The organism is Microbacterium sp. NPDC086615, from assembly GCF_040686055.1.
GTDB lineage: Bacteria > Actinomycetota > Actinomycetes > Actinomycetales > Microbacteriaceae > Microbacterium.
In genome coordinates this window covers 359,354-381,681 of the sequence record NZ_JBFBJJ010000002.1, presented here as the reverse complement: position 1 = coordinate 381,681, position 22,328 = coordinate 359,354, and the positions used below count along the sequence as shown (strand labels likewise).

Annotated in this window: 18 protein-coding genes; 8 read left to right on the top strand and 10 right to left on the bottom strand. The window is 69.8% G+C overall.

Translation table 11 applies throughout. The features are described from left to right. The first annotated feature begins 12 nt into the window (after positions 1 to 12). From AB0O24_RS04060 to AB0O24_RS04050, 3 genes are all read left to right on the top strand, one after another. Positions 13 to 483 carry an OsmC family protein gene (locus AB0O24_RS04060; RefSeq protein WP_275797958.1) on the top strand — a complete coding sequence of 157 codons (471 nt, stop codon included), beginning with the start codon at positions 13 to 15 and terminating at the stop codon, positions 481 to 483. Between the two features lie 41 nt (positions 484 to 524). Next, complete coding sequence (locus AB0O24_RS04055; RefSeq protein WP_058597030.1) at positions 525 to 1,004, top strand: hypothetical protein; 480 nt, start codon at positions 525 to 527, stop codon at positions 1,002 to 1,004. A gap of 94 nt (positions 1,005 to 1,098) precedes the next feature. Then, positions 1,099 to 2,931, top strand: coding sequence for an O-antigen ligase family protein (locus tag AB0O24_RS04050; RefSeq protein ID WP_275797955.1), 1,833 nt, complete (start codon positions 1,099 to 1,101; stop codon positions 2,929 to 2,931). A gap of 237 nt (positions 2,932 to 3,168) precedes the next feature. Here AB0O24_RS04050 and AB0O24_RS04045 read toward each other — a convergent pair whose 3' ends face one another. Beyond that, the gene (locus AB0O24_RS04045; protein WP_275797953.1) at positions 3,169 to 3,615 is read right to left on the bottom strand and encodes a hypothetical protein; all 447 of its coding nucleotides are present in this window, start codon (positions 3,613 to 3,615) and stop codon (positions 3,169 to 3,171) included. Here AB0O24_RS04045 and AB0O24_RS04040 point away from each other — a divergent pair. After that, positions 3,533 to 6,160 carry a carboxypeptidase-like regulatory domain-containing protein gene (locus tag AB0O24_RS04040; RefSeq protein ID WP_275797951.1) on the top strand — a complete coding sequence of 876 codons (2,628 nt, stop codon included), beginning with the start codon at positions 3,533 to 3,535 and terminating at the stop codon, positions 6,158 to 6,160. The genes AB0O24_RS04045 and AB0O24_RS04040 overlap by 83 nt on opposite strands. 174 nt (positions 6,161 to 6,334) lie before the next feature. Here AB0O24_RS04040 and glpK read toward each other — a convergent pair whose 3' ends face one another. From glpK to AB0O24_RS04025, 3 genes are all read right to left on the bottom strand, one after another. Continuing rightward, entirely contained in the window at positions 6,335 to 7,846 is a 1,512-nt protein-coding gene (glpK, locus tag AB0O24_RS04035) for a glycerol kinase GlpK (protein WP_363372723.1), read from the bottom strand. A 95-nt stretch (positions 7,847 to 7,941) separates the two neighbouring features. Continuing rightward, positions 7,942 to 8,697, bottom strand: a complete 756-nt coding sequence (locus AB0O24_RS04030) for an MIP/aquaporin family protein (RefSeq protein ID WP_363372721.1) — start codon at positions 8,695 to 8,697, stop codon at positions 7,942 to 7,944. A gap of 121 nt (positions 8,698 to 8,818) precedes the next feature. Further along, positions 8,819 to 10,537, bottom strand: a complete 1,719-nt coding sequence (locus AB0O24_RS04025; protein ID WP_363372718.1) for a glycerol-3-phosphate dehydrogenase/oxidase — start codon at positions 10,535 to 10,537, stop codon at positions 8,819 to 8,821. Between the two features lie 107 nt (positions 10,538 to 10,644). On the opposite strand from AB0O24_RS04025, the gene AB0O24_RS04020 reads away from it, so the two are divergent. After that, positions 10,645 to 11,610: a sugar-binding domain-containing protein gene (locus tag AB0O24_RS04020; protein ID WP_275799326.1), complete on the top strand. Its 966-nt coding sequence runs from the start codon at positions 10,645 to 10,647 to the stop codon at positions 11,608 to 11,610. Positions 11,611 to 11,627: 17 nt separating this feature from the next. On the opposite strand, the gene dhaM is transcribed toward AB0O24_RS04020, so the two are convergent. The 4 genes from dhaM to AB0O24_RS04000 all read right to left on the bottom strand — a co-directional run bounded on the left by dhaM (position 11,628) and on the right by AB0O24_RS04000 (position 14,783). Next, positions 11,628 to 12,356 carry a dihydroxyacetone kinase phosphoryl donor subunit DhaM gene (dhaM, locus tag AB0O24_RS04015; RefSeq protein WP_363372717.1) on the bottom strand — a complete coding sequence of 243 codons (729 nt, stop codon included), beginning with the start codon at positions 12,354 to 12,356 and terminating at the stop codon, positions 11,628 to 11,630. Next, entirely contained in the window at positions 12,353 to 12,991 is a 639-nt protein-coding gene (dhaL, locus tag AB0O24_RS04010) for a dihydroxyacetone kinase subunit DhaL (RefSeq protein ID WP_363372714.1), read from the bottom strand. Before dhaL ends, dhaM begins: the two co-directional genes overlap by 4 nt. After that, a complete protein-coding gene (gene dhaK / locus AB0O24_RS04005) occupies positions 12,988 to 13,983 on the bottom strand; it encodes a dihydroxyacetone kinase subunit DhaK (protein WP_275799330.1) in 996 nt (331 codons plus the stop codon). Before dhaK ends, dhaL begins: the two co-directional genes overlap by 4 nt. 98 nt (positions 13,984 to 14,081) lie before the next feature. Next, on the bottom strand, positions 14,082 to 14,783 hold the full coding sequence (locus tag AB0O24_RS04000; protein ID WP_153001368.1) for a lysophospholipid acyltransferase family protein: 702 nt from the start codon (positions 14,781 to 14,783) through the stop codon (positions 14,082 to 14,084). Between the two features lie 159 nt (positions 14,784 to 14,942). Between AB0O24_RS04000 and AB0O24_RS03995 the strand changes: the two genes are divergently transcribed. Further along, positions 14,943 to 15,905 carry an FKBP-type peptidyl-prolyl cis-trans isomerase gene (locus AB0O24_RS03995; RefSeq protein WP_275799332.1) on the top strand — a complete coding sequence of 321 codons (963 nt, stop codon included), beginning with the start codon at positions 14,943 to 14,945 and terminating at the stop codon, positions 15,903 to 15,905. 9 nt (positions 15,906 to 15,914) lie between these two features. Continuing rightward, the gene (dxr, locus tag AB0O24_RS03990; protein WP_275799333.1) at positions 15,915 to 16,997 is read left to right on the top strand and encodes a 1-deoxy-D-xylulose-5-phosphate reductoisomerase; all 1,083 of its coding nucleotides are present in this window, start codon (positions 15,915 to 15,917) and stop codon (positions 16,995 to 16,997) included. Positions 16,998 to 17,125: 128 nt separating this feature from the next. Here the strand turns inward: dxr and AB0O24_RS03985 are convergent, their stop codons facing one another. Continuing rightward, on the bottom strand, positions 17,126 to 18,784 hold the full coding sequence (locus AB0O24_RS03985) for a UDP-N-acetylmuramoyl-L-alanyl-D-glutamate--2,6-diaminopimelate ligase (protein WP_363372711.1): 1,659 nt from the start codon (positions 18,782 to 18,784) through the stop codon (positions 17,126 to 17,128). A gap of 87 nt (positions 18,785 to 18,871) precedes the next feature. Between AB0O24_RS03985 and AB0O24_RS03980 the strand changes: the two genes are divergently transcribed. Continuing rightward, positions 18,872 to 20,188, top strand: coding sequence for a site-2 protease family protein (locus tag AB0O24_RS03980; protein WP_363372708.1), 1,317 nt, complete (start codon positions 18,872 to 18,874; stop codon positions 20,186 to 20,188). Positions 20,189 to 20,310: 122 nt separating this feature from the next. Here the strand turns inward: AB0O24_RS03980 and AB0O24_RS03975 are convergent, their stop codons facing one another. Continuing rightward, positions 20,311 to 22,206, bottom strand: a complete 1,896-nt coding sequence (locus tag AB0O24_RS03975; protein WP_363372706.1) for a chorismate-binding protein — start codon at positions 22,204 to 22,206, stop codon at positions 20,311 to 20,313. Positions 22,207 to 22,328 lie beyond the last annotated feature (122 nt).

The following is a 22,328-nucleotide window of genomic DNA, read 5'->3' as shown; positions in this document are numbered from 1 at the left end:
CAGACTGGGACCATGAACGGAGAGCACCACTACCGCCTGCGCTCGACCTGGACCGGGGACCGGGGGAGCGGCACCAGCGGACACCGCGACTACGACCGCGCGGTCACGCTGGAGGTCGACGGCAAGCCCGCGATCGCGGCATCCGCTGACAAGCCCTTCCGGGGCGATCCCGCCAAATGGAACCCGGAAGAGCTGCTGCTCGCGGCCCTCAGCGAGTGCCATCTGCTGTCGTACCTGCACGCGTGCGTCACGACCGGCGTCGTGGTCACGGCGTACGAGGACGACGCGTCGGGGACCATGCAGGAGGACGGCAACAGCGGCGGAGCCTTCACGGAGGTGGTCCTGCGTCCGCGCGTCCGGGTCGCTGACGAGTCGATGGTCGAAGCGGCCCGCGCCGCCCACAAGCAGGCGCGCGAGTGGTGCTTCATCGCGAACTCGGTGAACTTCCCGGTCCGACACGAGCCCGAGATCACCGTCGGCTGATCCTGGCGCGCGGTCGGGGTCCGGCGTCGTACAGTGAGCGCATGCAGCTCGAACCGGCCCTCCGTCGCCTCGATCGGATCGCGGGTGGACGCCAGGCGGACCACCGCGTGGATGTCCCCGAGGACCCGAGAGTGCATCGGGCGTTCCGCGCGATCACCCTTCTCCTCGGACTCGGGTTCGTACTGGGTGTCGCCACGGTCGTCGTCGCTCTGGTGATGACGCTGAACGGTGCCGATGTCGGGTTCGCGGTGTGGATGCGGTGCCTCGTGGTGCTCGCGATCACGACGACGCTGTTCTACTTCCTCTGGCGTGCGCGAGCCGGGTGGTACTGGGCGTTCCGGCGGTTGCAGCTGTTCAGCCGGATCTTCCCGATCGTCGCGCTCGTGCTCGCAGCGATCCCCGGCCTCTACCCGTTCTGGGTGGTGACCGAGCAGATCCTCTTCGCGATCCTGCTCATCGGGGTGTCGGACTATCTGCAGTCCGACGTGGTTCGCGCGGCGTATCCCAAGCCGCAGCGATGAGAGATCCCCTGCCGACGCGGAGACACACATCCGACTCGGCGATGATGCGAGCTTCACCGTTGCGCGCGCGAGCCGGGGGACCTGCCTCATGAGAATGACGTCGAGTCGAGCGTCGATCGCTGCCGTCAGCATCGCCGTGGCGGGGATCATCGCGGTCCTGCCCGACGGGATGCTGCGATGGACGTTCCCCAAGTACCTCGTCGTGGCCATCGCCGTGGGCGTGGCTCTCTTCGCGAGGAGGACCGGGAGGCTCCCGACCTGGGCATGGGTCGTCGCGGCTTCGGCCTTCGCCGCTCTCGTCGTCGCGGCCATCGCGGGCTCCGTCCTTTACGGCACGGACGTGTGGGTCGGCCTGATCGGCCGGTGGCCCCGCTACCTCGGTCCGCTGGTCGCGCTGCCCGTCGGTCTGGGCGTCGCTTGGCTCGCGGCTTCTCTGCTCGGATCGCGTGCCGACGGGACGTGTGTGCGGGCCTTCCTCATCTCCCTGTCGGGCGCCGCGACGGCGGTCGCCTTCGTCGGTGTCCTCGAGGCGTTCGGACTGCGTCCGTTTTCGAGCGATCTGGAGAGACCGGGATCGCTCTTCGGAAATGCGACGGACCAGGGCATCGTGTGCGCGATGATGCTGATGGTGCTCGCCGGTGCGGCCGCAGCGAGATGGGTCCGCGATGACACCGTGCTGAGGATCGTCGTCGCGGTGGGCGGTATCGGTGCGCTGATCGGCCTCGGCACGTCCGCGTCGCGCGGTGCCTATCTCGCCGCCGTCCTCGGTCTGATCGTGCTGGCTCCGCTTCTCTGGCGCACGGGCGTCCTGCGGGGCCGCACCATTGCGATCGGAGCAGCCTCGACGGGCCTCGCCCTGACGTTCGTCGTGCTCTCGGCGCCCGGTGCCCTTGACCGCCTCACCGGTGCGGACGCCGTGGCTGCGGCGACCGTCGGTGAGCGCTGGACGCTGTGGCAGTGGGGGCTGCAGGTCTTCTCGACATCCCCCGTCGTCGGGGCAGGATCCGGGAGCTTCATCGACCGCGTCCCGTCCTTTCAGGACGCGTCGTGGTACCTCGACCGCCCCCTCAACACGGTGCTCGAGTCGTCACACAGTTGGATCCTCGATGCCGCGTCCGACGGGGGACTCGTGCTGGTGGCGGTCATGGCCGTCGGCCTGGGCTTGGCCGTCCGGACCGTGACACGCAGACTTCGACGAGGCCACGATGTGAACGGCGTTTTCCTGGGGAGCATCGCGGGACTGATCGTCGCGATTGTGGCGCTGCTCGCTCACCCGACGGGCCCCGCGGCGTTCCTGCTCGTGGCGATCCTTCTCGGGATCGTCGTGGCGGAGCCCGCGTCCGTGCGCGAGGAACTCCGCGCCGTGCCGCGGATGATCGCGGCGCGCGTGGTCGGCGCCGCGGTCGTCGTGGCTCTCGCGCTGGCCACCGTGGCCGAGATCCCAATGGCCACGGCGGCGGCCCGGGTCGATGCGGGCGCGTCGCCCGACGCGGGCTTCGCCACGGCGGTGGCCTTACGACCATGGGACAAAGAGCTCGTGGCGCTGGCGGCTCAGGTGCTGACAGCCAGGTCGGATGCCGGCGACGCCGACGCCGCAGACGCGGCGCGGGTGTGGACGGCCCGAGCGGCTGCATCTTTCCCTCACACGCTCGCCGTTCTCGACGCGCGGGCCGTCACCCTCGAACTCGCGCAGGACTGGACGGCGGCGGCAGCGGTGAGAGAGCGGATGGCCGAAGTCGCCCCGCACGACATCCCGGCTCGGCAGGATCTCGCGATCGACCTCGCAATGGCAGGCGACCTCGACAGAGCGGTGCAGGTCGCCTCCGCCATCCTCGAGGAGAGACCCGACTTCGCCAACGCCCGAATTCTGATCACGCAGATCTGCGCGGATCGCCCCCGTGAAAGCTGCCCCGCAGCCACGGGATAACGGTCGCGTCACCTGTTTCGTTTTCCGGCCTTGAGCTGTGGTATTACTTGACCGCGGCTACACGAGTGTCGCCTTGGGGGAATGGTGCGGCAAGCCGCATCCGGGGGAGACGGGCGAAACGCCCGTCGCTGGAGAAGACGTGGCCACTGCAGTCGTTTCGCGCACCTTTCGTGCCATCGCCCGTGTCACGGTGATGGCCCTCTTCGTCGCCGGGGCGGTGATTGCTCCGACCAGCGCCTACGCGCAAACACCGCCGTCGCCCTCGGCAAGCTCGTCGGTCGCCGCGAGTCCCACGACGTCCGTCTCGGCGAGCCCGAGTCCCACCGCCTCGGGTCCTCGTCCTTCGGCGTCGGCGAGCCCGAGCCCTTCCGCTTCGCCCTCTGCGACTCCTCGCCCGTCGGCGTCCGCGTCGCCGAGGCCCTCCGCGTCGCCCTCCCCGTCGGCGACACCCTCCCCGTCAGCGACGCCGAAGCCTTCGGCATCCGCATCGCCGAGGCCCTCCGGGTCGCCGAAGCCGTCGGCATCCGCGACGCCGAAGCCGTCTGCGTCGCCCTCACCGACCCTCGCTCCGCCGCCTTCCTTGGTCCCCGTTGCGACGGCGGTGATCTCCGGGAAGGTGACATACCCGCAGGGCGTGAACCTCGCGGGCGGAACGACGTATGCGTCGATCCGGGCGTCGGACAACTGGTACTCCGCAACGGTGGGGAACGACGGATCGTATGCGTTCTCGGGATTGCCCGCGGGCACCTACTACATCCAGTTCCAGTCGTACGGACGCAACGTGCTCGATCAGTGGTACGGGGGGAACGGCGACTTCTCGGCAGCGACGCCCGTCACCGTCACTGCGGGCCAGACCAAGTCGGACGTGAACGTCGTGCTGGCCAAGGGCGGCGAGCTCTCGGGGACGGTGACCACGACGTCTGGCGCAGCGGTGACCTCTGCGAGAGTCGAGGTCTATCGAAAGTCCGACGGCTCGTGGATGTGGCAGAACTCGACGGGGACCGACAGCAACGGCTCGTTCTCTCTCTCCCGACTCCTGCCCGGTGAGTACACGTTGGCCTTCCGCAGCCCCGACGGTCAGAACCTGATCGGCGAATGGTGGAACGACAAGTCGACGCTCGCCGCAGCCACGTCGATTTCCGTCGCGAAGGGTCAGGCCGTCAGCGGCCTGAAAGCGCAGCTGGCGACGGCCGGCACGGTGACCGGCACCGTGGCGTATGCGGACAAGACTCCCGTGACCGGTATTGCGGTCACCGCCTACGATCGTTCCGGCAACGTGGTCGGCAGAGGGTCCACGGACGCGTCCGGCCGTTACACGATCCAGGGCCTGGGCGGCGGATCGATCGCCGTGGGTGCGTCGGCTCCTGGCGGGATGGTCTTCTCCGGCGGAACCTCATCGCTCACGGGCGCGACCTTCATCGCCGTCAAGGCCGGTGCACGGGTCAGCGTCGATATCGGTGTCGCTGGGGTGACGGTGAGCGGGAAGGTCACGGTCGCCGGAACGTCGACGCCCTTGACCTCAGGCACCGTCACGCTCACCGGGGCGTCCGGGCCGCAGGGTGCGGCCGTCGCCATCGCGGCGGACGGCTCCTACACGATCCGCGGAGTGACGGCGGGCAAGTACGTCGCCCTCGTGACGCCCACCTCGCCTTCGTACGTGCCGACGTGGTCGGACAGCGCGGCCTCGAAGGACTACGCCGATTACTTCGCCGTGTCCGCCTCGAGCGTGAAGAAGGATCTGTCCGTCATCCGCTCGGGGAAGGTGACGTTCACTGTCGCGAATGCCGGCTACGTCGGGCTGTATCGCTGGTCGTCGGCCGGGACGACGTACGTCAAGAGCGATTACGTGTCCGCGGGATCCACCTTCACGGCCGACGGCCTCGTGCCGGGCGAGTACACGGTGCTCATCGGCAGGTACTACCTCGGGGGCGTGACCGATGACGCGGCGGCGTCGCACTTCACGGTGTCGTCGGGTAAGACGAAGAGCCTCGGACTGGTCGACACCGCACCGAAGGACGGCGGGTCGATCTCGGGTCGAGTCACGGCACCCGACGCGACTTTCGCGTCCATCACCGCCTACGACGCGAAGGGACAGGCTTTCTCCTCGTACACCACGTCGTCCGGATCGGGGATGACCTACACCATCGCGAATCTCCCGGTCGGCACGTACACCGTGGCGGCGCAGATCACGGGGTACCCGACGGCCTGGTACGGGGGGCGCAAAGCGGCGACCGTCTCGGTGACGAAGGGGGCGAACAGCACGGCGAACATCGCGGCCACGCGCGCGGACGCCTCGCTCTCCGGCAAGGTCACCAAGGCCGGTGCCGCTGCCTCAGGTGCCGGGGTGCAGTTGCTCGAGGTCGTCTCGAGCACGCAGACCGGACAGATTTCGTACGCGACGGCCGCGCCCGATGGGTCCTACTCTTTCGGCAGTGTGCTGAAGTCGGGGCGGACGTACCGGATCACCGTGTGGGCATCGGGGGCCGCAGAGAAGTCGATCACTTTCACCGCATCGAGCGGGGCCATCACGAAGAACCTCGCGCTGGACGCTCTGGGTCAGTTGAGCGGTCTGGTGAGTGACCGCGGCACCGGGAAGGCCGTCGCCAACATTCCCGTCCGCGCTGTGCGGGACGGCGATGACGGTGAGGGGTACAGCACGCTCACGGATGCCGCGGGCGGATACGACTTCACCGGGCTCCGTGCCGGCACCTATCGCGTCCAATTCGGTGCGTACAGCAGCGGCTACGCCATGCCGACCGGGATCAGTGGATACGGTGCGTCCACGATGCCGTACTACGCCCCGGAATGGCTGGACAACTCCGGCACCCGAGAGGGTGCGACGGCGGTGATCGTGACCGCCGGGGGCAACACCGCGGCGAAGGCCGGCAAGGTCGAGCAGGGCGGGACCCTCACCGGTCGGGTCAGCGGGAAGACGGCATCCGGTTCGACGGTGTGGCTCAAGGATGCGACGGTGTCCGTTTACACCCTGCGGGACCAGCTCGTCGTGCGGACCAACGCCGGCGGGGGCGCCCCCGGCGGGTATGCCCTCTCGGTTCGGCCGGGCACCTACAAGATCTGTGCGTCACTGCCGGAGACGAGCGAGTACGCGGGTCTTCAACCTGCCTGTCGCACCGGGACGATCACCGTCACAGCGGGGAAGATCACCGGGAGCGTGGATCTCGCGCTGACCTCTCGGACTCCTCCGCCTCGGTCCAGGACCGGCCACTGAGACCGTCGGGATATCGGACGCTCCTCGACTCGGGTTGATCCCAGGCTTCGGGCACAGCGCGGCGCCGGTGGATGCCGAGGCTCGGACGCCTCGGCATCCGGACCCCGAGATCTCGACGAAACGACGGAACCCCGCCGGCGCGAGGCCGACGGGGTTCCGTTCTGACGGGGGCGCTCAGCGCACGTCGTCGTCGACCCAGTCCATCGACTTGGTGACGGCCTTCTTCCACAGACGCAGCTCGCGGTCGCGCTCGTCGGAGTCCATGTCGGGCTCCCAGCGCTTGTCCTCCTGCCAGTTGGCGCGCAGGTCGTCGAGGTTGTCCCAGAAGCCCACCGCCAGCCCGGCGGCGTTAGCCGCACCGAGCGCGGTGGTCTCGGCGACGACGGGGCGCACCACGGGCACGCCGAGGATGTCGGCCTGGAACTGCATGAGCGCGTCGTTGGCGGTCATGCCGCCGTCGACCTTGAGCTCGGTGAGGTCGACGCCCGAGTCGGCGTTGACCGCGTCGAGCACCTCGCGCGTCTGGAAGGCGGTGGCCTCCAGGGCGGCACGGGCGATGTGGCCCTTGTTGACGTAACGGGTCATGCCGACGATCGCGCCCCGGGCGTCGGGACGCCAGTACGGGGCGAACAGACCCGAGAACGCCGGCACGAAGTACACGCCGCCGTTGTCGTCGACCGAGCTCGCCAGCGCCTCGACCTCGGGAGCCGAGGAGATAATGCCGAGCTGGTCGCGCAGCCACTGGATGAGCGACCCCGTGACGGCGATCGATCCTTCGAGCGCGTAGCGGGCGGGCTGATCGCCGAGCTTGTAGCCCAGGGTGGTCAGCAGGCCGTTCTTCGAGTGGACGATCTCTTCGCCGGTCTGGAAGATCAGGAAGTTGCCCGTGCCGTAGGTGTTCTTGCTCTCACCCGGGTTGAAAGCGGCCTGGCCGAAGGTCGCGGCCTGCTGGTCGCCCAGGATGCCGGCGACGGGGGTCTCGCGCAGGAGCGACGACGACTCGACGGTGCCGTACACCTCGGACGACGAGCGGATCTCGGGCATCATCGAGCGCGGAACGCCGAAGTCGGCCAGGATGTCGTCGCGCCATTCGAGCGTCTCGAGGTCCATGAACAGCGTGCGGCTGGCGTTGGTGACGTCGGTGGCGTGCACGCCGCCGTCGATGCCGCCGGTGAGGTTCCACAGCACCCACGTGTCGGTGGTGCCGAAGATCAGGTCGCCGGCCTCCGCCTTCTCGCGTGCTCTCTCGACGTTCTCGAGGATCCAGACGATCTTCGTCCCCGAGAAGTAGGTGGCCAGGGGCAGACCGACGATGCTCTTGTAGCGTTCGGTGTCGCCGTCGGCGAGGCGGTCGACGATCGACTGCGTGCGCGTGTCCTGCCAGACGATGGCGTTGTAGACGGGCTTGCCGGTGTTCTTGTCCCACACGACGGCGGTCTCGCGCTGGTTCGTGATGCCGACGGCGGCGATGTCGTGACGGGTGATGTCGGCGCGGCTGAGGGCCAGGCCGATCACCTCCTGGGTGTTGCGCCAGATCTCGAGCGGGTCGTGCTCGACCCACCCCGCGCGCGGGAAGATCTGCTCGTGCTCCTTCTGTCCGACGGCGACGACGCCCCCGGACTTGTCGAAGATCATCGCGCGCGTCGAGGTTGTGCCCTGGTCGATGGCGAGGACGTAGTCGGCCATGGATGGACTCCTTTGTCTAGTAGAGGTGAGGAAGTGGTGAAGCGGAGCGCGGGGGCGGCGCAGGCCGGGTGGTTCGCACCGTCCCCGCTGAGGTGTTACTTGCCGAGGTGGAGCAGCACGGGCGCGAGCAGACCCGCGAGCAGACCGCCGACGAGGGGACCGGCAACCGGAACCCAGGCGTAGCTCCAGTCGCTGGAGCCCTTCCCCCTGATGGGGAGGATCGCGTGGGCGATACGCGGGCCGAGGTCACGGGCCGGGTTGATCGCGTAGCCGGTCGGGCCACCGAGCGAGGCGCCGATACCGACCACCAGCAGGGCCACGGGGACGGCGGCGAGGCCACCGATGCCACCGGGGACGCCGATGTCGGCGACGCCGTAGTCGGCGAACCCGAAGATCACGAAGACCAGGACGAAGGTCGCGATGACCTCGGTGAGGAAGTTGAAGCCGTACGAGCGGATGGCGGGGCCGGTGGAGAAGACGCCGAGCTTGTTCGCCGGGTCGGGTTCGTCGTCGAAGTGCTGCTTGTACGAGGCCCACGCCAGCACGGCACCGATGATCGCACCGACCATCTGCGCGGCGACCGCGACGAGGAACTGGACGAAGGAGATCTTGCCGGCGACCAGCAGGCCGATCGACACGGCGGGGTTCAGCTGGGCACCCGAGTAGGCGGACACGATGACACCGGCGAAGACCGCGAGTCCCCATCCCCAGTTCACCATCAGGGTGCCACCGGCGTTGCCCTTGGTCTTGGCCAGGGCGACGTTGGCGACCACGCCGCAGCCCAGCAGGATGAGCATCGCGGTGCCGACCACCTCCGAGAGGAAGTACAGCCCCAGATTGACTTCTTGCATGTCGTCATCGACCTTTCTGTTGTCGCCCGTCCACCTTCGGCTCGGGCGTCGTTGCGGCTCGGTGATCCGAACCTAAGACCGCCGTGCGGGCGCGCAACAGGTGACGCGCCCGCACGTTCTCTCAGATTGCGGCGACTCCGGCCTCGGCCAGATCGACGCGGTGCGCGGTGAGGAGAATCTCGCGGGTGCGCTCCACCTCGTCGTGGACACGGTCGGTGTCCCAGCCGAGGGGACCGGCGACCGCCTCGGCGACCTCGACCAGCGTGCGCTCGGTCATTCCGCCGACGAACGCGAGGTGCGTCCGGCGCAGGAGCACGTCGATCAGGTGCACGACCTGCTCGTTGCGGGCGATCCACTCGAGTTCCTCGACGTAGTAGCCGGGGGCGTGCTCGATCGGAGTGGGCTCGGCCGGGAGCGCTTCGAGAAGCAGGTCGGCACGGGTGCCGTAGCGCGTGAGGAGGGCTTCGACGAGCTCGCGGGAGTGAGCATTCGTGCGTGCGGCTACCCACCGACGGCGCGCCTCGGGGGTCGCCGGGAAGCCCGCGCCGCCGCCGATCGGCAGTCCCTGCGTGCTCACGCGGTGCGGACGACGCAGCTTCTGCAGCGTCTTCATGCTGAGGTGCTCGGCCAGCGCGCGGAACGTGGTCCACTTGCCGCCGACCAGGCTCATCGCGGGAACGCCCGCGATCTCGTCCTCGACGATGCGGTAGTCACGCGAAACGAAACCGGGAGCGGTGTCGTCGTGACGCGGGAGGGGACGGATGCCGGAGAAGGTGTAGACGATCTGCGAGCGGTCCACCGCGATGCTCGGGAAGACGTGCCCGACGAGGTCGAAGAAGTAGTCGATCTCGTCGTCGGTGCACACCACGGGCTTCGACGGGTCGGCGTCGATGTCGGTCGTGCCGACGAGGACGCGGTCCTTGAGCGGGTAGATCAGCACGATGCGGCCGTCGGAGTGCTCGAAGAAGATTTCGCGTCCACCCGTAGCGGCGAGCAGCTCGGGGTTGTCGAGGACGATGTGCGAGCCCTTGGTGCCGCCCATGAACTGGGTCTTGAGCCCCATGGCGGCGTTCGCGAGGTCGGTCCAGGGGCCGGCCGTGTTCAGGATGACCTTGGCCTTGACCGAGAACTCCTCGCCCGAGACCTCGTCGCGGACGCGCACGCCGTTCGCGTCTGCGCCGATGGCGGAGACGTAGTTGACGGCCTGCGTGCGGCCGGCTCCGGCGACGATGCCGTCGTGGAGCACGTCGAGCGCGATGCGCTCGGGGTCGTGCATCGACGCGTCGAAGTACGTCGCGGTGTAGGCGAGGTCGGGGTTGAGCTTGGGCAGAGCCTGCAGCGACTTCTTCTTCCCGAGGAAGGTGTGGCGGGGAACCGAGCCACCGTCTCGCGAGAAGGTGTCGTACATGATCAGGCCGACCTTGATCAGCAGGGCGCCGCGCTCATTGGGCTTGCCGCGACCGTGGGTCACGAGGAGGCGGAACGGCGCCGACAGGATGCCGGAGAACGTCTTGTAGATCGGGATCGTTGTCTCGAGGGGCTTCACGTAGTGCGGCGCGGTCTTGAGCAGATCGTTGCGCTCGGTCACCGCTTCCTTGACGAGACGGAACTCGCCGTTCTCGAGGTAGCGGATCCCGCCGTGCACCATGTGGCTGGAGGCCGACGAGGCGCCCGAGACGAAGTCGCCGCGCTCGACGAGGGCGACGCTCACACCCTGCAGGGAGAGGTCACGGAGAGTGGCGAGGCCGTTGATGCCCCCGCCGATGATGAGGACGTCGATGTCTTCGGCGTCACGAAGCGCCTGAACGTCGGCGCGGAGCGAAGTTGCGGGGGACGACATGTCGACTGCGACCTTTCGTAGTTGGTACGCCGACAGAATGCGCCCGTCTGCACGTTGTTGCAAGCCCCTTGAAAAAACGTGCACAATGGGGGCGGACGGGAGGGCCCATGGTGACCCAGGCAGAAGCCCGCAGCCGGGATGCTCTCCGCGCCGCGCAGCTGTATTACATGCAAGATCTGACGATGGACGCCATCGCCCATGAGATGCGCGTCTCGCGCTCCTCGGTGTCGCGCCTGCTGCAGCACGCCCGCGACGTCGGGCTGGTGACGATCTCGATCAGCCCGCCCGACGACGCCCGCGGGCAGATGGCGCAGCGCATCGCCGACCGCTTCGGCATCGCCGCGCACGTGGTGCCCACGCCCGCACGCACGACGGAGGCCGATCGCCTCGAACGCACGGCCCTGACCGCCGCGCGCATCCTCACCGAGCGGGTCGAGTCCTCGATGACGGTGGGGATCGCGTGGGGGTCGACGCTCTCGGCGATCGCCCGCCACGTCCCCGCCAAGGACGTGCACGACACCCACATCGTGCAGATGAACGGTGCCGCCAACGTCCGCACCAGCGGCATCCCGTACGCGGGAGAGATCCTGTCGCGGTTCGGGACCGCCTGGTCGTCGTCGGTGCACCAATTCCCGGTTCCCGCGCTCTTCGACGATCCCCAGACGAAGCGTGCGATGTGGCGGGAGCGCTCGGTGCGTTCCGTCCTCGAGATCCAGGACCGCGTCGGGCTCTTCGTCTTCGGCCTGGGTTCGCCGCAGGCCGACGTGCCCTCGCACGTCTACAGCAGCGACTACTTCGACGAGCGTGATCGGGCGGTGATCGAGCGCGAGGGCGTGGTCGGCGACTGCGCGACGGTGTTCTACCGCGTCGATGGGTCCAGCGACATCCCCGAGCTGAACGCCCGCTCGAGTGGCCCCGACCTCGACACCGTCCGGCGCATCCCGCGGCGGTTCTGCGTGGTGTCGAGTCTGTCGAAGCTCGACGCCCTGCGCGGCGCCCTCGCGGCGGGACTCGTCACCGAACTCGTCGTCGAAGAGGCCCTCGCGCGTCGGCTGTTGAGCGTCACGCGCTGAGCCTCACGCGCTGAGACTCAGCGCTCGCCGAAGCCGTCCTCGATCAGAGCCCGGAGGTCGTCCAGGGCCTCTCGCGCCTCGGGGCCGGTCGCGCTGACGCGGACGCGTGATCCCTGACGCACGCCCAGCGCCATCAGCGCCAACAGGCTGCGCGCCGAGATCTCTTCCGAACCCGTGTCGAGATCGATGAGACGCACGTCGGCGTCGTACCGCGACGCGGTCTTGACGAAGGTCGCGGCCGGCCGAGCGTGGAGGCCCGACGGGTTCGTGATCATCGCCTCGAAAGCCGCGCCTTCCGCGGCCTTCGCGGTTTCGGATGCCGCACCCGCACCGGCGCTGTCCGTGTCCGCCCCCAGCTGTCGGCGCTTCGCGTCGCCCGCCGTCGCGCATTCCGTCGCGACCGCGTCGAGTCCTGCTCCGCCCGCGGCCGTCACGACCGCCGCCACGAGACCCTCGACGAAGGGTGCCGCGCTGAGGCGGACACGATCCGGTTCGGCGACGAACTCCAACGCCGTCTCGGCACTGAGGATCGCGGAGCCGAGATCCATCAGAACGAGCACCCCGTCGCCGCCGTCGGCCTCGTCGATCGCGGAAGCGATGGCCACGGCATCCGTTCCGAGGTCTCCCTCGGGACCGCCCGCGGCGACGCGGACGGTGGGCGGATTCTCACCACCCATCTGCAGCGCCAGCTCGACCGCGGCCTCGGCGAGGACGCGCGAGTGCGAGACGGCCACGAGACCGATCACGCGGCATCCGTCAGCGTGTCGCGCAGGGCTTCGATCAGGAGCGTTGCCGAGGTGGCGCCCGGGTCGAGGTGTCCCGCGCTGCGCTCACCGAGGTAGCTCGCCCTCCCCTTCCGGGCGACGAGCGGCTCGGTGGCATCCCGGCCGCGAGCGGCGGCATCGGCCGCTGCCCGCGCGGCTCCGGCGGCATCGGAGCCGTCGGCGACGGCCGCATCCCACGCGTCGAGCGCGGGGGAGAGGGCGTCGATCATCGTCTTGTCGCCGAGTTCCGCCTTGCCGCGGGCGACGACCCCCTCCACGCCCGCGCGGAGCGCAGCGCCCAGGGTCGTGGCATCCACCTCGTCCGCGGACAGGGCCGGGCCCATCCGGAGGAAGAACGTTCCGTACAGGGGACCGCTCGCTCCGCCGACGGAGGAGACGAGCGTCATGCCGACGGTCTTGAACAGGTCGCCGGCGCTCGCCGGAGCGGGATCGAGCTTCGCGACGACGGCATCCAGACCCCGTGCCATGTTCGAACCGTGATCGGCGTCACCGATCTCGGAGTCCAGGCGCGTGAGCTCGTCCTTGTGCTGCTGGACGGCGTCGCGGAACGCATGGATCCAGGCGACGAGATCGTCGATCGAGACGGCGCCGCTCATGCGCCCCACCGCAGTCCCGGGGTCACGACCGGCGCGTCCCACAGGCGCAGCATCTCATCGTCGGCCTTCACCACCGTGAGCGACGCTCCCGCCATGTCGAGGCTGGTGATGTAGTCGCCGATGAGCACGCGCTGCACGACGACGCCCGCGTCGGCCAGCAGGGGAGCGATCTCGCCGTAGAGCAGGTATTGCTCGATCAGCGGCGTTCCGCCGAGCCCGGACAGCAGCACGATGGCCGGCCCGACCGGGTCGCGGAAGTCGTGGACGATCGGGTCGACCATGAGCTTCGCGATCTCGTGAGCGGATGCCAGCTTCACGCGCGACCGACCGGGTTCGCCGTGGATGCCGACCCCGACCTCCATCTCGTCGTCGGGCAGCTCGAAGGTGGGTCGGCCCGCAGCGGGGACCGTGCAGCTGGTCAGCGCCACTCCCATCGAGCGGCCGGCCGCGGACACGCGGCGCGCGAGCTCGGCGACGGTGGCGAGGTCGGCTCCCTCTTCGGCCAGGGCGCCGACGATCTTCTCGAGGATGACCGTGGTGCCGGTGCCACGGCGGCCCGCGGTCCACGTCGAGTCCTGGACCGCGACGTCGTCAGCCACGACGACCGCCTCGACCTGCACCCCCTCAGCCGCCGCCAGCTCGGCCGCCATCTCGAAGTTCAAGACGTCGCCGGTGTAGTTCTTCACGATGTGCAGCACACCCGCACCCGCATCGACGGCCTGCGTCGCCGCGAGCACCTGATCGGGCGTGGGGGAGGTGAAGACCTCGCCTGCCGCCGCCGCGTCGAGCATTCCGCGTCCGACGAAGCCTCCGTGCAGTGGCTCGTGGCCCGAGCCTCCACCCGAGACGAGGGCGACCTTGCCGGCGCGGATCGGCTCCGCCCGCAGGATCACGCGATTCTCCGCGTCGACGCGGAGCTCGGGGTAAGCGGCTTCGATGCCGCGCAGGGCCTCGGCCAGCACGTCGGCCGGGTCGTTGACGAACTTCTTCACGGTGCCTCCTCGTCGTGGCGGTGACGGTTCGGGGCCGTCACTCCCGACCCTGCTCGCCCCGCGTCGCCGCGTCAAGCAGCAACTCGAGGAGGCGAGCGTCAGAGGCGCTCGTGCGGGAGCACCTGCTTGATGCGCTCGAGGGGGTTCTGCGCGGGGGCCTCGTTGTACGCGTTCGCGAGCTCCTGCTCGCTGAGGGCGTGGATCGCGGCCATGATCTCGTCGGTCGCGCCGCGACGCGCCCGGCCCGAGGTGGCGGGCCCGTGGGGGGAGAGGTCGATGGGCTCGCCGAAACGGACCGTGATGCGCTCTTTCGTCGTCGGGATCTTCGCGCCGACCGGCATGACCTTGTCTGTGCCGATGAGGCCGACCGGGACGACCGGAGCGCCCGTCTGCAGGGCCAGGAAGGCGACTCCGGTGCGTCCTTTGTAGAGGCGGCCGTCGAGGGAACGCGTGCCCTCGGGGTAGAGCGCGACCGCGCGACCGTCCTCGAGCAGCGCGCGCTGCTGCTCGAGGGCGTCGAGGGCTTTCTGCCCGGCGCCGCGTTCGACGGGGATCGCGCCGATCGCGGTGAAGAACTGCCGCGAGGCCCATTTCTCGAAGTACGCCGACTTCGCCATGAAGTGAACGGGGCGAGGAGCCGCGACGGGGATCGCGATGGAGTCGATGAACGACAGGTGGTTGCTCGCAAAGATGACGGGGCCCGTGCGCGGGACGTTCTCGCGTCCTTCGACGCGCGGGCGGTACACGGCGCGGGCGAGGGGGGCGATGAGCGAACGCCCGAGGACGTACGTCGCACCCATCTGCTGCGGCACGGCGGCGGGGGTCTCGGCGGGCACGTCGGAACTCACCCGTCGAGATTACTCGCCGCCGCATGCCGGGTCGCGCATGGGGACTCTCAGCCGCGCCTAAGACGGATGCGCGAGGATGGGGGTTCCCTGTCTTCTCTCGAGAGGTTCTCCGTGCGCTTCCGCCCGATCGCTTCCCTGTCCGTCGCCGCCGTCGCGGTGCTGCTTCTGGCTGGGTGCGCCGGTTCGTCCGATGACAGCCAGACGCCGGACGCCAGTGCGAGCCCCGACGCCGGACAGTGCCAGACGCCGTTCACGGGCGACGTTCCCGCGGGCCTCGAGGTGTCCGGCGACTTCAAGGGCGAGGTCACGGTGACCCGGCCCGACGGATTCGCGCCGAGCGCGATCCAGCGCAGCACTCTCATCGAGGGCACCGGCGACGAGGTGAAGGCCGGCGATCTCGTCAAGGCGAACTACACCGTGATCGACGCGTCCACCGGCGAGGTCGCGCTCGACTCGCTCAAGAGCGATCCCTCGGGCATGGACATGATCGTCAACGCCCAGCAGATCTTCGGTGCCGCGGTGTCGTGCGTGCCGATCGGCTCGCGCACCGTCTCGACATTCCCCGCGGGAACGCTGGGCGAGGGCTCGCCGGCCTACATCCTCGTCGCCGACTCGATCTCCGAGCTGCCCACGCGTGCCGAGGGCACCGAGGTGGCGCCCGTCGAGGGCATGCCGACCGTGACCTTCGCCGACAACGGTGCTCCGACGATCACCGTGCCGACAACGCCGGCGCCCACCGAAACCCGCATCGAGAACCTCCGTCAGGGAACGGGCGACGTCGTGAACCCCGGCGACACCGTGATCGTTCAGTACACCGGCGTCCTCTACGACGGCGGCACCGTGTTCGACTCGAGCTGGGACAAGGGTGCGCCGACGCAGTTCGCGACGACCGACGTCGTCCCGGGCTTCAAGCAGGCGCTCGAGGGTCAGACGGTCGGCTCGCAGGTCGTCGCCGTGATTCCTCCCGCCGACGGCTACGGCGACCAGGCAAAGGGCTCGATCCCGGCCGGGTCCACGCTCGTGTTCGTCGTGGACATCCTCGGCGTCCAGCACGCAACTCCCGCCGCTCAGTAGGCTGACGGGATGCGCCGCGTCCTCCTCCTCGGTTCCACCGGTTCGATCGGCACGCAGGCGCTCGACGTCATCCGCGCGAACGCGGACCGCTTCGAGGTCGTCGGCCTCGCCGCCGGTTCCGACCGTGCGGGGGTCGAGGCGCAGGCGCAGGCGTTCGGTGTTGAGCACGTCGCCCTCGGCGCGATCGAGGCGGAGCAGCTCATCCGCGACGTCGAAGCCGACGTGGTCGTCAACGGCATCACGGGCTCGGTGGGACTCGGTCCCACCATCGCCGCTCTCGAAGCGGGGCGCACCCTCGCCCTGGCGAACAAGGAGTCGCTGATCGTCGGCGGCGACCTCGTCACCGCGCTCGCCGCCCCGGGCCAGATCGTGCCGGTCGACTCCGAGCACTCGGCGATCGCGCAGGCGCTGCGATCCGGAGAGGCGCACGAGGTGCGCCGGCTGGTGCTCACGGCATCCGGAGGCCCTTTCCGCGGTCGTTCGCGCGAGCAGTTGCGGGGCGTCACGCCCGCCGAGGCGCTCGCGCACCCCACGTGGGACATGGGACGCGTCGTGACGACCAACTCGGCGACGCTGGTCAACAAGGGGCTCGAGGTCATCGAGGCGCATCTGCTCTTCGACGTGCCGTACGACCGCATCGACGTCACCGTCCATCCGCAGTCGATCGTGCACTCCATGGTCGAGTTCGTCGACGGATCGACCATCGCGCAGGCGTCGCCGCCCGACATGCGGTTGCCGATCTCTCTCGGCCTCGACTGGCCGCGCCGCGTGGCCGGCGTCGGGGCGCCGCTCGACTGGACGACCGCGAGCCGGTGGACTTTCGAGCCGCTCGACGAGGAGGCCTTCGGGTCCGTCGCGCTCGCGAAGAAGGTCGGGCGTGCGGGAGCGACGTATCCCGCCGTCTTCAACGCCGCGAACGAGCAGGCCGTCGATGCGTTCCACGAGGGGCGGCTGAGCTTCCTCGGCATCCTCGAGATCATCGAAGCGGTCGTCGACCGCCACGAGGCGCCCGCGACGCTCACGCGCGAATCGCTTGCCGACGCCGAGGTCTGGGCTCGTCGGACGGCGGATGCCGTGATCGCGGCGCGCTGACCGACTCGAGCCGCGTGCGGGGGACCCTGAGCCTGTCGGAGGGACCGGGCTGACGTGGGTTCCGGTGGCTTCGACAGGCTCAGCCACCTCGCGACGGGTGGCTGAGGCGTGAACGCGGCGCTGCCGTCTCAGGCGGGGAACTCCACCGGGCGCTCGGGGTCGGACGAGGGCGTCTCATCGAGTGGGTAGGGCACCGGCCACTGTGGGTCGGGCACAGCCCAACCGGCGGCGCGCAGTGCTCGGCGCGACAGCTCGCGCGCCGAGTAGGGCGTACGGACACCGCGGATGTCGCGGTAGTCCTGGTGTCCGGGGCCGGCCCACAGGATCGCGTCGCCCTCGCCCACGAGCCTCACGGCCTCGAGGATCGCGCGCTCAGGCGGGGTGAACTCGAGGATCTCGGCGTCAGGCCGCGCGCGGCGCGCACCCTCGATCAGGACTTCGCGGATGGCATCCGGATTCTCGTGCCGGGGGTGGTGGTCGGTGACGACGAGGATGTCGCTGCCGAGCACAGCCGTGCGCCCCATGTCGTGGCGCTTGGTGGCGTCGCGGTCGCCGTCGGCGCCGAAGAGCATGACGACCTTGCCGGGGGTCACCCGGCGGACCGCCGCAAGGGTCTTCTCGAACGCGTCGGGGGAGTGGCCGAAGTCGACGTACACCGCCGGGCCCTCGGGGCCGGAGACCAACTGGGTTCGCCCGGGGAGGGAGGCGTCGATGCGGCCGCCGTCGAGAGCATCGACGAGATGTTCCCACGCGTAGCCGGTCTCGAGCAGCATCACGATCGCGAGACCGGCGTTGGCGGCCATGTGCCGACCGATCACCGGAACGACGGTGGTGAGCGTCCGACCGTCACGGGCGCGGAGGGTGAACTCGGTGCCCTCCTGCCGCTCGTCGACGATGTCGACCGTCCAGTCGGCGTCGGCGGCGGGATCCGAGGCGATGGCCGGGGTGACGATCGTGACGACGGGGATCTCGGCGCGCGCGGCGATCTCGGCACCGGCGGGGGAATCCAGGCAGACCACGCCGCGACGCGCGCGATCGGCGCGGAAGAGCGGCAGCTTCGCCTCGAAGTACTCGCGCATGTCGGCGTAGTCGTCGAGGTGGTCGTGCGTGAGGTTGGTGAAGCCCGCGACGTCGAACACGAGGCCGTCGACGCGGTGACGGGTGAGAGCCTGGGCGCTCACCTCGACCGCCACGGCCTCGACCCCGCGTTCGCGCATGAGGGCGAGAAGGGCGTGGAACTCGGATGCCTCGGGGGTAGTGAGCCGCGAGACGATCACCTCTCCCGCGATGTGGCGCTCCGCCGTCGATGACAAGCCCGTGACCACGCCGAGCTGACCGAGGATCCCCTCGAGCAGGTGAGACACGCTCGTCTTGCCGTTGGTGCCGGTCGTCGCCAGCAGCTGCGGGATGTCGTCGCCCGGTCCCGTGCCGTACACCCACGCGGACAGGTCGCCCAGCAGCGCACGCGGGTCGTCGACGACCACGGTCGGAAGACCCGTAGATGCCGCGATGTCAGCGCCGTCGGCGTCGGTGATCACGGCGACGGCGCCGCGCTCGGCGGCGGTTGCGGCGAACTCCGCCCCGTGCCGGTTCACGCCGCGGATGGCGACGAACGCCTCACCTGCGCGCAGGTCGGCGGTCGCGAGCGTGATGCCCGTGAGGGTCGTCCCCTCGACCTCCCCGACGGTGCGGACGCCGAATCGGCGGGCGAGCTCGGCGAGGTCGCGCTGGGGCGGACGCTCGGGCCGGAGCACGGGCGGGAGGTTCGGGGCAGCGTCGGTCGGCATCCCGTCCATTGTCTCATCCGGTCTCGCACAGACAGGGCATCGCCGCCGCACGGGCGCTTCAAAGGAGTGCGGCGGTATCGTCGGCGGGTGACTGTCATCGCGTTTGTCATCGGCGTCCTCGTGCTCGTGGTGGGACTGGCCGTCTCGATCGCGCTGCACGAGATGGGTCACCTTCTGCCGGCGAAGATCTTCGGCGTGCGGGTCGGCCAGTACATGATCGGCTTCGGGCCGACGCTGTGGTCGCGTCAAATCGGCGAGACCGAGTACGGGTTCAAGGCTCTGCCCCTCGGCGGCTTCATCTCGATGGCCGGCATGTACCCGCCCGCTCCCGAGGGCGAGGAGCCGTCCAAGCGACGCTCGCGGTTCTTCGCCACGATGGTGCAGGACGCCCGGGATGCCAACGCCGAGACGCTCATCGGGGGCGACGATCGCGCGTTCTATCGGCTCCCCGTGTGGAAGCGCATCATCATCATGCTCGGCGGGCCGGCGATGAACCTCGTGCTCGCGGTCGTGCTGTTCACGATCGCATTGAGCGCGATCGGCATCCAGCAGGGCACGACGACCGTCGCCTCCGTCTCGGAGTGCGTGATCCCGGCGAGTCAGCAGCGGCAGGACTGCGAGCCGTCCGACCCGGTCGCTCCCGCCAAGGCCGCGGGCATGCAGCCGGGCGACACGATGATCTCGATCGACGGCACCCCCGTCTCGACCTTCAACGAGGCGGCGGCGATCATCCAGGCGTCGCCGGGCAAGGCGCTGTCGATGGTCATCGAGCGCAACGGTCAGGAGCAGACCGTTCAGTTCACCCCGCAGTCGACCGACCGGGCGGTGACGAACGCGCAGGGCCAGCCGGTGACCGATGCCTCCGGCGCCCAGGAGTACGAGACCATCGGGTTCGCCGGCCTCAGCCCGCAGGTCGCGTTCGAGCCGCAGCCGATCTGGACCGGACTCGAGGCGACGGGCCAGTACATCGGGCAGGTTGCGACGATCATGTCGCAGCTGCCCGTGCGGGTCTACGACGTCGCCGTCGACACGATCACGGGTCAGCCGCGAGACGCCGACAGCCCGATGAGCGTCATCGGCGCTGGCCGGATGGCGGGCGAGATCGCCGCGGTGAACGCTCCGATTCTCGAACGCGTCCAGCAGATCGTCCTGCTGCTCGGCGGCCTGAACATCGCCCTCTTCGCCTTCAACCTCATTCCCCTGCTCCCGCTCGACGGCGGGCACGTCGTCGTGGCGCTCTGGGACGGGCTGAAGAAGCTCGTCGCGCGCGCCCGCGGGCGGATTGCCAAGCCCGTGGATGCCACGCGCCTGGTGCCCGTGACCTTCGTCGTCGTCATCCTGCTGGTGGGCGTGGGCAGCGTGCTGTTCCTCGCCGACATCTTCAACCCGGTGAAGCTGCTCTAGCGTCGCGTGGTCCCGGTGGCTTCGACGGGCTCAGCCACCCGGGCCGCGCGGGTCGAGGGGCGTCGACGGGCTCAGGCACCCCTGCCCGGGTGGTCCCTGAGCCTGTCGAAGGGACCGGAACGTCAGAGGACGTGAGCGATCAACCGCTCCAGCGTGCGCATGCCGTCGCGCGACAGGATCGACTCGAGGTGCCCCTGCACGCTCGCGAAGCCCGGACCCCGGAGGGCGTAGACGTCGCCGGTCTCGGCATCCGCGGCGATCTCGACCTCCTCGGGAGTCGCTTCCGGCGCGCGGGCGGTGAAGGTGTTGTAGAAGCCGATCGAGGCGGGCTCGCCGAACACGTCGACGGTCTTCTGCAGGCCCTGGTGCGGCCGGGCCAGGGGCCGCAGGTCGATCCCGAGCGAGTCGGCGAGGATCTGGTGGCTCAGGCACACCGCGAGCAGCGGCGCACCGGCCGCGCGTCGGCGGCCGACGACGTGGCGCATCGCCGCCATCCGCGGGCTGTCGTCGCGCGGGTCACCCGGGCCCGGGCCCGAGACGACCAGGTCGGCCGCGTCGAGCTCGGCGTCGGTCACCTCGGACCAGTGCACGATCCGGGCGTCCAGGCCCAGGTGGCGCAGCTGGTGCGCGAGCATCGTGGTGAAGCGGTCCTCGGCATCCACGACGAGGGCCGTACGGCCCGCGAACGGGCCGGTGCCGTCGGGATCCTGCGGGTTCATCCAGAACGGCGCCAGACGCTCGTTGCGGGAGGCCAGCAGCTCGGCGATCGCGGGATCCTCGGCGAGCGGGCGGCGCTCGGCCACCGGGGCGTCGGGGTCCGCGTCGGCCGGGAGAGCCGGCACGTCGCGGGGGATCGCGCCGATCGCGCCGAGCACCCCGGCGGCCTTGCCGTGCGTCTCACCGACCTCGCCGTACGGGTCGGAGTGGCGCACGAGCGTCGCGCCGACCGGCACGCGCAGGCGGCCGTCGACGAGATAGGCGGTGCGGATGAGGATGGGGGCGTCGAGATCGTGCGTGGGACCTTCGATCGCTCCGTTCGGCGTGAACAGGGCGGCGACGCCGGAGTAGTACCCGCGCGGGGTCGTCTCGTGACGGGCGATCACCGTGCACGCGTTCTGCATCGGGGAACCGGTCACGGTCGGCGCGAACATCGTCTCGCGCAGGATGTCGCGCGGGTCGAGCGTGCTCCGGCCGCGCAGCATGTACTCGGTGTGCGTGAGGCGCGACATCTCCTTGAGGTGCGGACCCGTGATGCGCCCGCCGTCGCTGCAGACGGCGCTCATCATCTTGAGCTCCTCGTCGACGACCATGAAGAGCTCCTCGGTCTCCTTGGTCGAACGGAGGAACTCCGCGAGGGTCTCCGCCGTCGCGCCGCCCTGCGGATGCCGGAACGTGCCCGAGATGGGGTTCATCGTCACGATGCCGTCGCGGGCGCTCACGTGCGCCTCGGGGCTCGCGCCCACCGCGACATGACCGGGCGTCACGACGGCGAACGTCCAGTACGCGCCCTTCTCGTGCTCGAGGAGCGCGCGGAACCACGTCAGCGCGGCCACGCGCGGGTCGGCGTCGACCCCGGCGACGAAGTCGCGACGGATGACGAAGTTCGCCCCCTCGCCCCGGCCGATCTCGTCCGCGATCACCCGGCGCACGATGTCGGCGTACGCCTCGTCGTCTATGTCGAACCCGGCGTCCTGCAGGGCGACGGGGGCGGAGGGGAGGGATGCCATGACCTCGGCGCGGGGGAGTGGCATCCGTTCCTCGATCACGAGGCAGCGCAGCGGGGCGCCGTCGTCGTGGCAGACGAACCCGCGCTCGCGCACCTGCCGGAAAGGCACCAGCGCGAGGACCTCTCGGGGTGCGCCGTCGGCGTCGACGAGCGGGATGTCGGCCAGCAGCTCCACGTCGACGACGGTGCCCGTGAGCACCTCGACCGTCGCGTGGTCGCGGGCGATCAGCGCGAAGGGCGCGTCGCCCGCGAGGAGGTCGTTGATCAAGGAGGAGGGGTCGGGCCCGGTCATCGAAATACTTCCGTCAGTGATCGAGGGTCCGGAGCGGCCGCCGGAAACACGAAGACCGCCCCGATCCCGAGGGAGGGCGGTCTGTCGCACGCGTGCTCACCGCCTAGACGGTGGGCCACCAG

Excerpts from the sequence above, each read along its gene's own strand:
- AB0O24_RS04055 (WP_058597030.1), top strand. The coding sequence starts at position 525 with ATGCAGCTCGAACCGGCCCTCCGTCGCCTCGATCGGATCGCGGGTGGA.
- glpK (WP_363372723.1), bottom strand. The coding sequence starts at position 7,846 with ATGGCCGACTACGTCCTCGCCATCGACCAGGGCACAACCTCGACGCGC.
- AB0O24_RS04025 (WP_363372718.1), bottom strand. The coding sequence starts at position 10,537 with ATGTCGTCCCCCGCAACTTCGCTCCGCGCCGACGTTCAGGCGCTTCGT.
- AB0O24_RS04000 (WP_153001368.1), bottom strand. The coding sequence starts at position 14,783 with ATGGGTGCGACGTACGTCCTCGGGCGTTCGCTCATCGCCCCCCTCGCC.
- dhaL (WP_363372714.1), bottom strand. The coding sequence starts at position 12,991 with ATGAGCGGCGCCGTCTCGATCGACGATCTCGTCGCCTGGATCCATGCG.
- AB0O24_RS03985 (WP_363372711.1), bottom strand. The coding sequence starts at position 18,784 with ATGCCGACCGACGCTGCCCCGAACCTCCCGCCCGTGCTCCGGCCCGAG.
- AB0O24_RS03975 (WP_363372706.1), bottom strand. The coding sequence starts at position 22,206 with ATGACCGGGCCCGACCCCTCCTCCTTGATCAACGACCTCCTCGCGGGC.
- AB0O24_RS04060 (WP_275797958.1), top strand. The coding sequence starts at position 13 with ATGAACGGAGAGCACCACTACCGCCTGCGCTCGACCTGGACCGGGGAC.
- AB0O24_RS04030 (WP_363372721.1), bottom strand. The coding sequence starts at position 8,697 with ATGCAAGAAGTCAATCTGGGGCTGTACTTCCTCTCGGAGGTGGTCGGC.
- AB0O24_RS04020 (WP_275799326.1), top strand. The coding sequence starts at position 10,645 with ATGGTGACCCAGGCAGAAGCCCGCAGCCGGGATGCTCTCCGCGCCGCG.
- AB0O24_RS04050 (WP_275797955.1), top strand. The coding sequence starts at position 1,099 with ATGACGTCGAGTCGAGCGTCGATCGCTGCCGTCAGCATCGCCGTGGCG.
- dxr (WP_275799333.1), top strand. The coding sequence starts at position 15,915 with ATGCGCCGCGTCCTCCTCCTCGGTTCCACCGGTTCGATCGGCACGCAG.